Annotated in this window: 16 protein-coding genes; 5 read left to right on the top strand and 11 right to left on the bottom strand. The window is 54.2% G+C overall.

The genetic code is table 11. From position 1 onward, the window contains the following. The first annotated feature begins 50 nt into the window (after positions 1–50). Positions 51–1,025 (top strand): aldo/keto reductase, encoded by a 975-nt coding sequence (locus JBO43_RS12525; protein WP_095280982.1) that lies wholly within the window; start codon positions 51–53, stop codon positions 1,023–1,025. Between the two features lie 129 nt (positions 1,026–1,154). On the opposite strand, the gene thiL is transcribed toward JBO43_RS12525, so the two are convergent. The 5 genes from thiL to nrdR form a co-directional block, all read right to left on the bottom strand. Then, positions 1,155–2,126 (bottom strand): thiamine-phosphate kinase, encoded by a 972-nt coding sequence (gene thiL, locus JBO43_RS12520; RefSeq protein WP_202674438.1) that lies wholly within the window; start codon positions 2,124–2,126, stop codon positions 1,155–1,157. A 76-nt stretch (positions 2,127–2,202) separates the two neighbouring features. Then, the gene (gene nusB, locus JBO43_RS12515; protein ID WP_095280980.1) at positions 2,203–2,622 is read right to left on the bottom strand and encodes a transcription antitermination factor NusB; all 420 of its coding nucleotides are present in this window, start codon (positions 2,620–2,622) and stop codon (positions 2,203–2,205) included. Positions 2,623–2,643: 21 nt separating this feature from the next. Beyond that, positions 2,644–3,114 (bottom strand): 6,7-dimethyl-8-ribityllumazine synthase, encoded by a 471-nt coding sequence (ribH, locus tag JBO43_RS12510; RefSeq protein WP_095280979.1) that lies wholly within the window; start codon positions 3,112–3,114, stop codon positions 2,644–2,646. An 87-nt stretch (positions 3,115–3,201) separates the two neighbouring features. Continuing rightward, positions 3,202–4,305: a bifunctional diaminohydroxyphosphoribosylaminopyrimidine deaminase/5-amino-6-(5-phosphoribosylamino)uracil reductase RibD gene (gene ribD / locus JBO43_RS12505; RefSeq protein WP_202674437.1), complete on the bottom strand. Its 1,104-nt coding sequence runs from the start codon at positions 4,303–4,305 to the stop codon at positions 3,202–3,204. Between the two features lie 4 nt (positions 4,306–4,309). Then, entirely contained in the window at positions 4,310–4,759 is a 450-nt protein-coding gene (gene nrdR / locus JBO43_RS12500) for a transcriptional regulator NrdR (RefSeq protein WP_064325018.1), read from the bottom strand. Between the two features lie 153 nt (positions 4,760–4,912). On the opposite strand from nrdR, the gene JBO43_RS12495 reads away from it, so the two are divergent. After that, on the top strand, positions 4,913–5,452 hold the full coding sequence (locus JBO43_RS12495; RefSeq protein WP_095280977.1) for a SadB/YajI family lipoprotein: 540 nt from the start codon (positions 4,913–4,915) through the stop codon (positions 5,450–5,452). Positions 5,453–5,719: 267 nt separating this feature from the next. After that, positions 5,720–6,598: a nucleoside-specific channel-forming protein Tsx gene (locus JBO43_RS12490; RefSeq protein ID WP_095284190.1), complete on the top strand. Its 879-nt coding sequence runs from the start codon at positions 5,720–5,722 to the stop codon at positions 6,596–6,598. Between the two features lie 77 nt (positions 6,599–6,675). Here the strand turns inward: JBO43_RS12490 and JBO43_RS12485 are convergent, their stop codons facing one another. From JBO43_RS12485 to queA, 6 genes are all read right to left on the bottom strand, one after another. Continuing rightward, positions 6,676–8,061, bottom strand: a complete 1,386-nt coding sequence (locus JBO43_RS12485; protein WP_202674436.1) for a M24 family metallopeptidase — start codon at positions 8,059–8,061, stop codon at positions 6,676–6,678. A gap of 109 nt (positions 8,062–8,170) precedes the next feature. Then, positions 8,171–9,142 (bottom strand): protein translocase subunit SecF, encoded by a 972-nt coding sequence (gene secF, locus JBO43_RS12480; protein WP_202674435.1) that lies wholly within the window; start codon positions 9,140–9,142, stop codon positions 8,171–8,173. Positions 9,143–9,152: 10 nt separating this feature from the next. Beyond that, the gene (secD, locus tag JBO43_RS12475; RefSeq protein WP_095280974.1) at positions 9,153–11,000 is read right to left on the bottom strand and encodes a protein translocase subunit SecD; all 1,848 of its coding nucleotides are present in this window, start codon (positions 10,998–11,000) and stop codon (positions 9,153–9,155) included. 26 nt (positions 11,001–11,026) lie between these two features. Beyond that, positions 11,027–11,359: a preprotein translocase subunit YajC gene (yajC, locus tag JBO43_RS12470; protein WP_095280973.1), complete on the bottom strand. Its 333-nt coding sequence runs from the start codon at positions 11,357–11,359 to the stop codon at positions 11,027–11,029. Positions 11,360–11,380: 21 nt separating this feature from the next. Next, positions 11,381–12,508 (bottom strand): tRNA guanosine(34) transglycosylase Tgt, encoded by a 1,128-nt coding sequence (tgt, locus tag JBO43_RS12465; protein WP_202674434.1) that lies wholly within the window; start codon positions 12,506–12,508, stop codon positions 11,381–11,383. Positions 12,509–12,562: 54 nt separating this feature from the next. Beyond that, a complete protein-coding gene (gene queA, locus JBO43_RS12460; protein WP_103947628.1) occupies positions 12,563–13,633 on the bottom strand; it encodes a tRNA preQ1(34) S-adenosylmethionine ribosyltransferase-isomerase QueA in 1,071 nt (356 codons plus the stop codon). Positions 13,634–13,724: 91 nt separating this feature from the next. On the opposite strand from queA, the gene acpH reads away from it, so the two are divergent. Both acpH and JBO43_RS12450 read left to right on the top strand, forming a co-directional pair. Next, positions 13,725–14,306 carry an ACP phosphodiesterase gene (acpH, locus tag JBO43_RS12455; protein ID WP_202674433.1) on the top strand — a complete coding sequence of 194 codons (582 nt, stop codon included), beginning with the start codon at positions 13,725–13,727 and terminating at the stop codon, positions 14,304–14,306. A gap of 127 nt (positions 14,307–14,433) precedes the next feature. Further along, positions 14,434–15,036, top strand: coding sequence for a peroxiredoxin (locus tag JBO43_RS12450; protein ID WP_012016277.1), 603 nt, complete (start codon positions 14,434–14,436; stop codon positions 15,034–15,036). Positions 15,037–15,107: the final 71 nt, after the last annotated feature.

Genomic DNA, 15,107 nt, shown 5'->3' with positions numbered 1-15,107 from the left:
TCCTGCTATGCTTAAAGGATGTGTTTTAAGCAATCAGCAGGAGTGGAAGCATGCAATACAATGCATTAGGAAAAACAGATCTTAAGGTTTCCCGTCTTTGTCTGGGCTGTATGACCTTTGGTGAACCCGCACGGGGAAACCACGCCTGGACGCTCCCGGAAGAGAGCAGCCGTCTCATTATCAAACACGCCATTGACGGCGGCATTAATTTCTTCGATACCGCGAACAGCTATTCCGACGGCAGCAGCGAAGAGATTGTCGGCCGCGCGCTGCGTGATTTTGCTCGCCGCGACGAGGTAGTTGTGGCCACCAAAGTTTATTATCCATCCGGCGATTTGGCTGAAGGGCTTTCCCGCGCGCAAATCCTGCGATCCATTGATGACAGCCTGCGACGCCTGAACATGGAGTATGTCGATCTGCTGCAAATCCATCGCTGGGATTACAACACGCCGATTGAAGAGACGCTCGAAGCCCTGAACGACGTGGTGAAAGCGGGTAAAGCGCGTTACATCGGCGCGTCGTCAATGCACGCCTCGCAGTTTGCCCAGGCGCTGGATTTGCAGGCGCAGCACGGCTGGGCGCGCTTTGTGACCATGCAGGATCATTACAATCTTATTTATCGCGAAGAAGAGCGCGAGATGCTGCCGCTTTGCTATCAGGAGGGCGTGGCGGTGATCCCCTGGAGCCCACTGGCACGCGGGCGTTTGACCCGTCCGTGGGGTGAAACCACCGCACGTTCCGTTTCCGATGAAGTCGGGAAGAATCTGTATAACGACACCGAAGCCAGTGATGCGCTGATCGCCGAACGTCTGGCGGGAATCGCCGAGGAGACGGGAGCAACCCGCGCGCAGGTCGCACTGGCGTGGCTTCTCAGCAAACGCGGGGTTGCGGCACCGATTATCGGTACATCGCGCGAGGAGCAACTGGACGAGCTGTTGAATGCGGTGGATTTGACGCTTACGCCAGAACAGATTGCCGAGCTGGAAACGCCGTATCAGCAGCATCCGGTGGTGGGGTTTAAATAATCAGGGTTGTGCGGCCTGATGCCCTCACCCCAACCCTCTCCCACAGGGAGAGGGAGAAAACATTAAAAACGGCAACGATGTTGCCGTTTTGCTTTTACCTCGCGCCACCGGGCAACAGGCCGCACAAACTCACGCGAAGTGATCGTAGCCTTTCCAGTCGAGCGCAACTGGCGTGCCGTTTTGCACAAACTGCATCCCTTCACTTTCCGGCAGAATTTGTCCGATACAGGTAAACGCCGCGCCGAGATTTCCCAGCGCCACATCCAGCGTACCGCGATTTAGCTCTGGAACCGTAAAGCACAGCTCGTAATCTTCGCCGCCTGATAGCGCCCATCGCAGCGCCTGCTCAGGTTCGACGTGTTTACGGATTTGCTCCGAGAGCGGGAAAGCATCAAGATCGACACGCGCACCCACGCCGCTGGCTTTCAGAATATGGCCGAGATCGGAAATCAAACCATCGGACAAATCGATCGCCGAACTGGCGCGTTCACGCAGCGCCTGACCGTGCAAAATCCGCGGTGTCGGACGCAGATGGCGCTTCACCAGATACGCCGCATCGTCTGCGTCGTTCACAGTAAGGCGGTCCTGCAAAATCGCCAGCCCCGCGGCGCTGTCGCCCGGCGTACCGGTGACATAAATCCAGTCGCCCGGCTTCGCGCCCGAGCGTTTCAACGCGCGACCTATCGGCACATAGCCGTGGATCGCCAGCGTCATCGACAGCGGACCAGCCGTAGTATCACCGCCAATCAGCTGCATATCGTAATAGTTGAGTTGTTCAAACAGCGCGTCGCTGAAGGCTTCAAGCCAGGTTTCATCGACGTTCGGCAACGTCAGGGCCAGCGTCAGCCATGCCGGATCGGCACCCATCGCCGCCAGATCGCTCACGTTGACCGCCAGCGCTTTGTACGCCAGATCGGCAGGATCGATATCCGCGAGGAAGTGACGCCCGCACACTAAGGTGTCGGTACTGATCGCCAGGGTCTGTTTTTCGGGAATATTAAGAAGTGCGCAGTCGTCGCCAATGCCCGTTTCAACATCAAGACGGGAGGTACGAACACGGTCAAAATAACGGGCAATCAGGGAGAATTCGCCGCATGCCATACGTTATGCCTCAGCAAATAAAATAAAAAACCGGAGCCGCACAGCCAGGCGGCGGTGCGAAACTCCGGTTTGCGGATCACTTTTTGTGGGGACGGATCGCAGGTGCGGCTTTATCCAGCACGCCATTCACAAATTTGTGGCTGTCTTCAGCACCGAAGGTTTTCGCCAGTTCGATAGCTTCGTTGATGGCCACTTTATATGGCACATCCTGACGTTTAGACAGCTCAAACAGCGCGATGCGCAGCACTGCTTTCTCAACCTGACCCAACTCTTCGAGCAGACGGGACAGGTACGGCTTCATCAGACCGTCGAGATACGCGCTATTAGTCGCCACTCCCGACAGCAGTTCACGGAAGTACAGGACGTCAACGTCTTTGACGTCTTGTTCCGCCAGGAACTGGTATTCAACATCAGAGATGTCGTTCTGGGACAACTGCCAGGAGTAAAGCGCCTGGACGGCACACTCACGGGCGCGGCGACGAGCAGCAGGTTTCACGGAATTCCCCTTACAAAAAAATCAGGCCTTAATGGCTTTCAATACGTTGATCATTTCCAGCGCGGTCAGTGCAGCTTCTGCACCTTTGTTACCGGCTTTGGTGCCAGCGCGTTCGATGGCTTGTTCAATACTTTCGGTAGTCAGCACGCCGAATGCGACAGGGATTTCAGAATCCTGTGCCACGTGCGCCAGACCATTGCTTGCACCACCCGCAACGTATTCGAAGTGAGCAGTGCCGCCACGAATTACCGTACCCAGCGCAATCACCGCGTCATATTTACCGGTTTTCGCCAAAGCACCCGCTGCCAACGGCAGTTCGTAGGCACCTGGAACCCAAACAACGGTAATATTGTCATCTTTGACCTGGCCAATACGTTTCAGGGCGTCAATCGCACCATCCAGCAGGCTGTCGTTAATGAAGTTGTTGAAACGCGCAATAGTGATGGCGACGCGAGCGTCCGGGGTAGCAACAGCAGCTTCAATAATGTTCATACTCTTCCTTTACGGGTTCATTTGGCCCCGCAGGGGGGCGGATTTTATCATAATACTTCACGCACTGCTTCTCTATTTCAGAAAGCCTCACGCAGGGGTTAAATGCAGGCACACGTCCGGGCCAACCTGCCGAATTTCACTAAATTTGAGTTGAGGTGCATCGGCCAGTTTTTCAAGGCCGGGCAGCACAAACAAGCCGCGCGCATCGCTACCTAACAGTTTAGGTGCAACGTACACAATCAGTTCATCCACCAGACCGGCCTGCAATAATGCCCCCGCAAGCGTCGGACCCGCTTCAACCCAGATGCTATTCACCTGCTGTTTGCCCAGCAGCATCATCAGCACCACTAAATCAATGTGGCCGTTATGTTCCGGCACCATAAAATGGCGTACCGCGTCCGGCCATTCGCGGCTGTCTTCCTGCGTGCGCGCAATCCAGGTTTCTCCAGGCTGCTGCACGATGCGGTGCGCCGGCGTCACACGATTCTGACGGTCCAGCACAATGCGCAGCGGCTGGCGCAGATTCTCCTGCGGATAGAGCGCCTGGGTATCGGCGTCGAGCTCGTCCCAGCGCACGGTCATCGCCGGATCGTCCGCCAGCACCGTTTCACTGCTGGTGAGAATAGCATGGCTTTGCGCGCGCAGACGTTGCACATCGCGCCTTGCCTGAGTAGAAGTAATCCACTGGCTTTCACCGCTGGCCATCGCCGTACGCCCGTCAACGGATGCGCCGAGTTTTAGCTGAATGTACGGAAAGCCGGTACGCATCCGCTTGAGAAAACCTTTATTCAACGCCTCGGCATCGTTCATCATCAACCCGTGGCTGACATCGATGCCCTCTTGTTGCAGGCGATATAATCCGCGCCCTGCTACCTGCGGATTCGGGTCCTGCATGGAGGTGACGACGCGCGCAATACCCGCTGCAATGAGTGCTTCGCAGCACGGCGGCGTGCGCCCGTGATGGCTGCATGGCTCCAGCGTTACATAGGCCGTTGCACCACGCGCTTTCTCGCCCGCCATGCGCAAGGCATGGACTTCGGCGTGCGGCTCACCGGCGCGATAATGAAAACCTTCGCCGACAATCTCGCCGTCTTTAACAATCACGCAGCCGACATTGGGGTTAGGATGGGTGGTGAATCGACCGCGCTGCGCCAGCTTCATCGCTCGCGCCATGTAAATCTCATCTTGCATGCGCTTAATCCTGTAGGCGGGCGATCTCTTCGCCGAATTCTTTGATGTCTTCGAAGCTGCGATAGACAGACGCGAAGCGGATGTAGGCCACTTTATCGAGCTTTTTAAGCTGCTCCATCACCAGGTTGCCGATCATCTTGCTCGGCACTTCACGTTCGCCAGTGCCGCGCAGATGCGATTTGATGTGGTTCAGCGCCATTTCGACGTCATCTGCGCTGACTGGCCGTTTTTCCAGTGCTTTTAGCATCCCTCTGCGCAGTTTCTCTTCGTTGAACGGCTCGCGTACATCGTTGCTTTTCACCACACGCGGCATGACCAGCTCAGCCACTTCGAAGGTGGTGAAACGTTCGTTGCACACCAGACACTGCCGACGACGGCGGACCGAGGAGCCTTCACCTACAAGACGAGAGTCGATTACTTTGGTATCCACAGCGGAACAGAATGGGCAATGCATACGGTGTCCTGGCTATCTGGTTAACTGAACTCTATTTTACCCTGAACTGGGCCGACAACAAAGGAAGAGCGTTTTTGAGACAAAGGATCTATACCTGACGGCAGGTTACTGACTACCATTAGGACAATCCGTTATTTCAAGGAATTAAACGCAATGACAAGACGTTACCTAAGAATTCTCGTGGTGGGAAGCCTCTTCACCCTCAGTGCCTGCGCCCAGCAAAGCGAAGTTCGCCAGATGAAACAGAGCGTCAACACGCTCAATACGGCAATGACCAAGCTGAATCAGGAAACGGTTAAGATCACCCAGCAAAATGCACTGAATGCCAAATCCAGCAGCGGCGTTTACCTCCTGCCGGGCGCAAATACACCTGCACTGCTGAAAAGCCAAATCGGCACGCTGCGGATGTCGCTGGTCAACGTCGCGCCAAACGCCGACGGTACGCGTGCGACTCTGCGTATTCAGGGCCAGTCCAACGATCCACTACCGGCGTTTAGCGGCACTGTCGAGTGGGGCCAATTGCAGGGCACGACCGAGAGCTACCAGGAAGTAAACGTGCAAAATCAGCTGGTGACAGCTCCGGCCAGCGTACTGGCACCCAGCGATGTCGATATCCCGCTACAGTTGAACGGCACAACGCCGGAACAGTTAGGTTTCATTCGTATCCACGACATTCAACCCGCCGTTCAGTAACACTTCCCAGCGGAACGCTTACCGCGTTCCGCCCTCCCTTACATTTCGCAAATATTGGCAACATGAATGATTGCCGCTACAATCCCCGCCGTTTAAAGTACGCAAACGTGAACGCAATCGATTACGCACATGAGAGATATGTGAAACAACACATATTTTTGTGAGCAGGGATTCCTATAATAGGCTCCGCAGAAACACGAAATATTTAGAAACGCAATTCGCGCATCTTTCACATCCCGGAAGGGATTTTCAATCAGTGGCATGATTATGAAAAAAACATTATTAGCGGCCGGTGCAGTTCTGGCACTTTCTTCCTCTTTCGCTGTTAACGCAGCTGAAAATTCAAAACCTGAATATGTTTCCGACTGGTGGCACCAGAGCGTTAACGTGGTGGGCAGCTATCACACCCGCTTCGGACCACAGCTCCGCAACGATACCTACCTGGAATACGAAGCTTTCGCCAAAAAAGACTGGTTTGATTTCTATGGCTACATGGATGCACCGGTCTTCTTCGGCGGTAACACCGATGCGAAAGGTATCTGGAACCACGGTTCTCCGCTGTTCATGGAAATTGAACCGCGCTTCTCTATCGACAAGCTGACCGGCGCAGACCTGAGCTTCGGTCCGTTCAAAGAGTGGTATTTCGCGAACAACTACATCTACGACATGGGCCGCAACGCATCTGGTCGTCAGAGCACCTGGTACATGGGTCTGGGCACGGACATCGACACCGGTCTGCCAATGAGCCTGTCCATGAACGTGTATGCTAAATACCAGTGGCAGAACTACCTGGCCGAGAACGAAAACGAGTGGGATGGCTACCGTTTCAAAGTTAAATACTTCGTCCCGATCACCCAGCTGTGGGGCGGTAACCTGAGCTATATCGGCTTTACGAACTTCGACTGGGGTTCAGAGTTGGGCGATAAGAGCCAGTATGCTGAGAATGGTATTAAACAACGTACCAATGATTCCATTGCCTCCAGCCACATTCTGGCACTGAACTACGATCACTGGCATTACTCTGTGGTTGCCCGTTACTGGCATAACGGTGGTCAGTGGAACGACGATGCCGACCTGGCATGGATGAAAGAGAACGTCCGTTCAACCGGTTGGGGTGGTTACCTGGTTGTAGGTTACAACTTCTAATTACAACCGCACGAACCGTAGGCCGGATAAGCAAAGCGCCATCCGGCATCAAAAGCCAGCTCAATGCTGGCTTTTTGCTATTTGCAGACCAGCGCCTTGCCCTGCTCCAACAGCCACGGACGCAAATAGCCCACGGTGTTAGACATCGGCAGCACCTCTTCCGGCAGCCTGATGCCGATATGCTCCCCAATGTACTTACGGCGCGCCACCACCCGCTCCCAAAGCGAAGGATACTCACTCGCAAGCTTCTGACGCAGCGGCTCATCCGCCAGCGCTACCGTATCTTCAATACTTGCCCCTGCATACCCCGCTCGGGAAGGAATAATGTCGATCTGTAGCATCATCCCGCTTCGCAAGAGAGCGTCTGATTTCGGGCCAATCGGCGAGCAGAGCCACTCTTCATCCGCCACCAGATGCCCTGGATTCAGGTGCCAGTGATATTCCGCTTTTGGCAAAAACCGTTCGATCAGGTCATACATCTCCCCCCCGCGCATCCCGATATGCAGATGTTCAAGCCAGGCGACCACCGCACTAAAATAGGGTTTTGCCACCACGTCGAGATAGTCCGCTACCGCGGGCGCAAGCTCCGATGCATCCGCCACGACGTAAGCCGCCCGGCTGCTTAAACCGCCTTTGTAGCTGGTGGTGAGCGAGAATTTGTCCCCGCGTTGAATGACCTTGTCGCTGGGGTAGAGATTGGCGTGGGCGAAGCGATCGCCTGTCGCCGCGATCGTCACCACAGTGTTCGGCTGACCTTCTGCCGCCAGCAGAGAAGCGATCTCTTTTTCGGTTTTACCGGGTGCGATGGCGTTTAGCGCCGTGAGGATCGCCGTGGAAGCCAGGTTCGCGCCATATTCGTAGTGCGCGATTTCATTGGCAGAGTTGGTTGTGCGGGCTCCGCCGTCAGGGTCGATAAAAATGCCGGTAGCATTACGCAGTTGCAGCGTTCCCTCACCCGCCTGGCGAATCGCATCGACGATAAAGGCCGGTAAATCAAACATCTGGTTCACATCATCGCCCACGCCCGTAAACAGCTTCCAGCCCGCCAGCCCTAGCGTTTTACCCGCCGTCACGCCCGCTTCTGTCAGCAGTTCCGGCAGCGATTTTTGATTGTTCATCGGCTGATTAGGCAGTGAGAACCACGGCGCGTGGACAACGCGATTCTCGAGTCGCGCGTGGGCAGCGAGCTTCAGGTTTTCATTCCCCAGCACCAGAACAGCTTCGCCCGTCGAATGCAGCACCAGCAGCGCTTCTTCAAAGCGGGGGATAAAACCCGTGAGATACTCAAAGTTGCCGCCGTGCTCTTTGTCAGCGTAGACAATCAGCGTATCAAGCCCAAGCTGGCGCATATTGCTCAGCACTTTTGCTTTACGTTGAAGCAGGGTTTCGTCACTCAGAATTACAGAAGGAACGCCGTGCCAGACGGCAGGCTGGGGAACAGAAGAGAGGGTGACCATCGGCAATACTCCATGTCGTTTGACGTCTACAAGGAGAGTAACCAAATTGGCCGGATCTGTAATAAAAAAATCCCGGCCTTGCGACCGGGATTCCGTAATCAGAATGCTGTTGCCGTTACGGCAGGATGGATGGCTGATCCGCCCCTTCCTTTTCAACTTTCTGCTGCAGCAGATGCTCACGCTTCATGCCCAGTTTCAACGCCAGCGCGGACGCGACGTAGATAGAGGACGCTGTACCGATGGACACACCGATTAGCATGGTCAGCGAGAAGCCTTCCAGAACCGGGCCGCCAAACAGGAACAGCATCAGGATAACCATTAAGGTTGTCCCGGAGGTGATCAACGTACGGTGCAACGTTTGGGTCAACGACACGTTAAAGATTTCGTACGGCGTACCGCGACGAATCTTACGGAAGTTTTCACGAATACGGTCAGAGACCACGATGCTGTCGTTCAGTGAGTAACCGATAACCGACATCAACGATGCCACGATAGTCAGGTCAACCTCAATATGGAACAGCGACAGCACGCCCATCGTAATGACCACGTCGTGCGCCAGGGCGATAACCACACCCGCCGCCAGACGCCATTCGAAGCGGAAACCAACGTATACCAGGATTGAGATCAACGCCGCCATCAGTGCCATCGCACCGTTTTGAGCCAGATCCGCACCTACGCTTGGGCCAACGAATTCAATACGCTTAACCGTAGCTTCCTGGCTGGTGGTGTCGTTAATGACCTTAACAACTTTGCTGCCCAGCTCCTGGCTGCCATTGGCATCGTGAACCGGAGGCATACGCACCATGATGTCGCGGCTGCTGCCGAAGTTCTGCAGCAGCGGCTCTTCGAAGCCCGCTTTCTGCAGGGATTCGCGCATATGGTCCATATCAATCGGTTTTTCCAGAGAGATTTCAATCACCGTACCACCGGTGAAATCCAGACCCCAGTTAAACCCACGGACACCGATAATGACAATCGACAGAATCAGGAGGAAACCTGAAATGCCGAAGGCCCAGTAGTCCCAGCGCATAAAGTCCCAGACTTTACGGCCGTGGTTCAATTGTTCAACAGTATATTCCTGTGCCACAACGCACTCCTCAGATAGACAGCTTTTTGACGCGCTTGCCGCCATACAGCAGGTTCACGATGGCACGGGTGCCGACAATAGCGGTAAACATCGACGTTGCCACACCGATACCGGTAGTGATAGCAAAGCCTTTGATCGCGCCGGTACCCACTGCGTACAGGATCAGAACCTTAATCAGTGTTGTTACGTTCGCATCGAAGATGGAGCTGAAAGCGCCTTTATAGCCTTCATCAATCGCCTGTTGTACGGAGCGACCATTGCTCAGTTCTTCTTTGATACGTTCGTTTATCAATACGTTGGCGTCGACCGCCACCGCAAGGGTTAGAACGATACCCGCAATACCCGGCATAGTCAGCGTCGCCCCTGGCAGCAGAGACATAATCCCGATGATCAACACCAGGTTTGCCAGCAGCGCGGAGGTCGCAATCAGGCCAAACTTCTTATAGAAGAACAGCATGAAGATAATGGATACCGCCAGACCAGCCAGACACGCTTCCAGGCCCTGAGTGATGTTTTGCATACCCAGAGTAGGACCAATGGTGCGTTCTTCAACAATCTGAATTGGCGCAATCAGCGCACCGGCACGCAGCAGCAGAGAGAGCTGACGCGCTTCGTTCGGGTTGTTGATACCGGTAATACGGAAGCTGTTACCCAGGCGAGACTGGATGTTGGCGATGTTAATCACCTCTTCCTCTTTCACCAGAATCGCACGACCGTTGGCATCTTTTTTACCGCTGTCTTTGTACTCCACGAACAGGGTCGCCATCGGTTTACCGATGTTATCCTTCGTGAAGTTGGACATGATGTTACCACCTGCGCTATCAAGCGAGATGTTAACCTGCGGCTGATTGTATTCATCCTGGTTGGAAGTGGAGTCGGTGATATGGTCACCGGTCAGAATCACGCGTTTGTACAGCACAACTGGCTGGCCTTCACGGGTCTGTTTCACTTCGGAATCACCCGGTACACGCCCGGACGCCGCTGCGGATTGATCCACATTGGTGTTCACCAGACGGAATTCCAGCGTTGCCGTCGCACCCAAAATCTCTTTGGCACGCGCGGTATCCTGAATACCCGGCAGCTCAACCACGATACGGTCAGCACCCTGACGCTGCACCAGTGGCTCAGCAACACCCAGTTGGTTCACACGGTTACGCAGGATGTTGATGTTCTGCTGAACCGCATATTCACGCGCTTCGCTCAGACGTTGATCGGTCATGACCGCACGCAGCTGATTGCTACCCTGGCGAGAAATCACCAGATCGCGGTGACGAGCAGTCAGATAATCCACTGCCTGATCGCGCGCCGTGGCGTCACGGAACGTAATGCTCAGACCGTAGTTATCTTCCTTACGCACGGTAGTGTAAGGAATGCTTTTTTCACGCAGATCGCTGCGCAGGCTATCAATGTTCTGTTCCTGCAGCTTGCCGAGCGCGGTATCCATATCCACTTCCATCAGGAAGTGAACGCCGCCACGCAGATCAAGACCGAGTTTCATCGGCTCTGCATTGATGGAGGCTAACCAACGCGGGGTTGCAGGAGCAAGGTTTAACGCCACGACATATTTGTCACCCAGCACGCCCATCAGCGCTTCACGTGCGCGGAGCTGCGTGTCGGTGGTGTCGAAGCGAGCAAGAATTGCGCCCTCTTCCAGTGCCACAGACTTAGCGGTAATTTTTTCTTCTTGTAACGTTTTCTGGACCTGGATCAGCGTTTGCTCACTGGCGGCGACACCGCGCGCGCCAGTGATTTGAACGGCCGGATCCTCACCATACAGGTTGGGAAGTGCGTACAGCAGGCCGACGATAATCACGACGACCAGCATGATGTACTTCCACAAAGGATAACGGTTTAACACGGCAGTTCCCTATGGGAAAAGTTAGATTACAGCGCCTTCATCGTGCCTTTCGGCAGTACGGCAGCAACGAAGTCACGTTTGATAACCACTTCAGTGGTATCGTTCAGCGCGATAGAGATGTAGCCGGTTTCAGCCACTTTCGTCACGCGACCCACCAGACCGCCACTCGTCAGCACTTCATCGCCTTTCGCGATGGAGCTCATCAGGTTTTTGTGTTCTTTGGTGCGTTTCTGCTGTGGACGCAGGATCATGAAATAGAAGATCAGACCAAACACCACCAGCATCAGAATCAGAGACATCGGGCTGCCCTGCGACGGTGCGCCAGTTGCTGCTACCGCATCAGAAATAAAAAAGCTCATTCAAATTCCCTCATTATTAAATTAGTCAACGTTCAAAGGTGGAACATCACGACCCTGACGTTGGTAAAAATCAGTCACGAAGCTCTCTAATTTACCCTCTTCGATAGCCTTACGTAAACCAGCCATTAAACGCTGATAATAACGAAGGTTATGAATGGTATTGAGACGCGCGCCTAAAATCTCATTGCAACGATCAAGATGATACAGATACGCGCGAGAATAATGACGACAGGTATAGCAATCACACTCGGCATCAAGCGTGCTGGTGTCATTTTTATGCTTCGCGTTACGGATTTTCACCACACCATCGGTCACAAACAGGTGGCCGTTACGCGCGTTGCGGGTCGGCATGACGCAGTCGAACATATCGATGCCACGACGCACGCCTTCTACCAGATCCTCTGGTTTACCCACACCCATCAGGTATCGTGGTTTATCCTCTGGGATTTGCGGGCAAACATGCTCCAGAATACGGTGCATGTCTTCCTTCGGCTCACCCACAGCCAAACCGCCGACAGCGTAGCCATCAAAACCTATCTCTACCAGACCTTTAACAGAGATATCACGTAAATCTTCGTAAACGCTGCCCTGAATAATACCGAACAGTGCATTTTTGTTTTCAAGGCCGTCAAAACGGTCACGGCTACGTTTCGCCCAACGCAATGACATCTCCATCGAACGCTTCGCGTAATCCCAGTCCGCAGGATATGGCGTACATTCGTCGAAGATCATCACGATTTCTGAGCCGAGATCGTACTGAATTTCCATGGATTTTTCAGGATCGAGGAAGATCGGATCGCCGTTGATCGGGTTACGGAAGTGCACGCCCTGTTCGGTGATCTTACGAATATCACCGAGGCTGAACACCTGGAAGCCGCCGGAATCGGTGAGGATCGGGCCTTTCCACTGCATGAAATCATGCAGATCGCCGTGCAGTTTCATCACTTCCTGGCCTGGGCGCAGCCACAGGTGGAAGGTGTTACCGAGGATAATCTGTGCGCCAGTGGCTTCAACTTCTTCCGGCGTCATCCCTTTTACGGTGCCGTAGGTGCCGACAGGCATAAATGCTGGCGTTTCAACGACGCCGCGATCAAACACCAGGCGGCCACGGCGAGCGCGTCCGTCGGTGGTATCGAGTTCAAATTTCATTTTTTCTCCCGCGTCAGAAAAACAGTCCGACGTGTAAACCAAGCGTAGCGGAAGTTATTCCCCAACGCGTTCCTGAATAGCGGACGGATTGTACGTGATAAACATCGCGTCACCGTAACTAAAAAAGCGATAATTTTGTTCTACCGCAGCCTTATAGGCATTCATGGTGTTCTGATAACCGGCAAATGCCGACACCAGCATAATCAAAGTCGATTCAGGCAGATGGAAGTTGGTCACCAGCGCATCAATCACTTTGTATTGATAACCTGGATAGATGAAGATCTGCGTGTCACCGAAGAAGGGCTCGATCAGGTCAGTTTTTGCCGCCTGCGCTGCGCTCTCAAGCGATCGAACGGACGTGGTGCCGACGGCAATCACACGGCTGTTGCGCGCTTTCGCCGCCAGTACTGCGTCAACCACCTCTTGCGGCACTTCGGCATATTCGGAGTGCATGATGTGATCTTCGATAGAGTCTACGCGCACCGGCTGGAAGGTCCCCGCGCCGACGTGCAGCGTCACAAACGCCATCTCGATGCCTTTCTCACGCAGTTTTTCCAACAGCGGTTCATCAAAGTGCAGACCGGCGGTCGGTGCCGCGACAGCGCCTGGTTTTTCGCTGTAGACCGTCTGATACAGCTCGCGGTCAGCATCTTCATCCGGGCGGTCGATATACGGCGGCAGCGGCATGTGGCCGATAGCATTCAGAATATCCAGCACCGGGCGTTCATCATTAAACTCGACTTCAAACAGCGCGCCGTGGCGGGCCGTCATCGTCGCGTTGATGCTTTCATCATCGCCCAGCAGCAGTTCCGCACCCGGCTTTGGCGCTTTGGAGGCGCGAATATGTGCCAAAATACGTTTGTCATCGAGCATGCGCTCAACCAGCACTTCAATCTTGCCGCCGCTGGCTTTACGGCCAAACAGACGCGCCGGGATCACGCGGGTATTGTTAAAGACCAGCAGATCGCCAGGGTTGAGCTTGTCGAGCAAATCGGTGAAAGTACCGTGCGTCAGCGCGCCCGTTGGCCCGTCCAGTGACAGCAAGCGGCAACCACTGCGCTCCGGCTGCGGATAGTGGGCAATCAGGGATTCAGGTAATTCAAAGGAGAAATCGGCGACGCGCATGACTTATACTCGTGACTTAAAAACAGGCGGCTTAGTCTAGTGCTCACACCTCTTTGCTGCAACAACTAGCCGTATCCGGATACCAAAACGCATGAATTTTCTCGCTCACCTGCACCTCGCCCACCTCGCTGACAGCTCACTTTCCGGTAATTTGCTGGCCGATTTTGTTCGCGGCAACCCGGCAGACGACTATTCTGCCGAGGTGGTGGACGGTATTTTCATGCATCGTCGCATTGATGTATTGACCGATAACCTACCGGAAGTGAAAGAAGCCAAAGCGTGGTTTCGTCCCGAAACGCGGCGCGTCGCACCCATTACGCTGGATGTGATGTGGGATCACTTTCTGTCTCGCCATTGGGCGCAACTGTCGCCAGACATGCCTCTAGCGGAATTTGTCCGCTATGCCCATTCGCAGGTAGCGTTAATTTTGCCGGAGTCGCCGCCGCGCTTTGTGAATCTGAATGATTATCTGTGGTCTGAACGCTGGCTTGAGCGCTATCGCGATATGGAGTTTATCCAGCGGGTGCTGAACGGCATGGCCAGTCGTCGTCCGCGACTCGATGCCCTGCGCGACTCCTGGCAGGATCTGGATACCCATTATGATGCACTGGAAGCTCGCTTCTGGCAGTTCTATCCGCGTATGATGGCGCAGGCGAAAAACAAACAACTTTAATAGAAGTGTGATTGATAGGTAAAAACTGGCTGAACGATTGCCCGTGCCTCTTTGTCTTAACCCTGAACACTCTCTATACTGGCCCGCGTTGCGTTCCAAATAACCTCAGTAACTACAGGAGAATCACATGGTTCTGGTCACTCGTCCGGCTCCGGATTTTACAGCTGCTGCCGTTCTCGGTAACGGTGAAATCGTTGAGAACTTCAACTTCAAACAGCACACCAACGGTAAAGCTACCGTTCTGTTCTTCTGGCCAATGGACTTCACCTTCGTTTGCCCATCAGAACTGATCGCATTCGACAAACGTTACGAAGAATTCCAGAAACGTGGCGTTGAAGTTGTCGGTGTTTCCTTCGACTCCGAATTTGTACACAACGCATGGCGTAACACCCCTGTCGACAAAGGCGGCATCGGTGCAGTGAAATACGCAATGGTTGCGGACATCAAACGTGAAATCCAGCAGGCATACGGTATCGAACACCCGGACGCTGGCGTGGCACTGCGCGGCTCCTTCCTGATCGACGCGAACGGCATCGTGCGTCACCAGGTAGTAAACGATCTGCCACTGGGCCGTAACGTTGACGAAATGCTGCGCATGGTTGACGCGCTGCAATTCCACGAAGAGCACGGCGAAGTGTGCCCGGCTCAGTGGGAAAAAGGGAAAGAAGGCATGAACGCGTCTCCGGACGGCGTGGCTAAATACCTGTCTGAGAACGTATCCAGCCTGTAATCGGCAACGGATGATAAAAGGCTCGCAAATGCGAGCCTTTTTTGTATCTCCCTCTCCCCGTGGGAGAGGGT

The sequence above is a fragment of the Lelliottia jeotgali genome, from assembly GCF_016771845.1.
Lineage (GTDB): Bacteria > Pseudomonadota > Gammaproteobacteria > Enterobacterales > Enterobacteriaceae > Enterobacter > Enterobacter jeotgali.
Note: the sequence above shows the minus strand (reverse complement) of the source record. Positions and strands in the feature narration are given on the sequence as shown.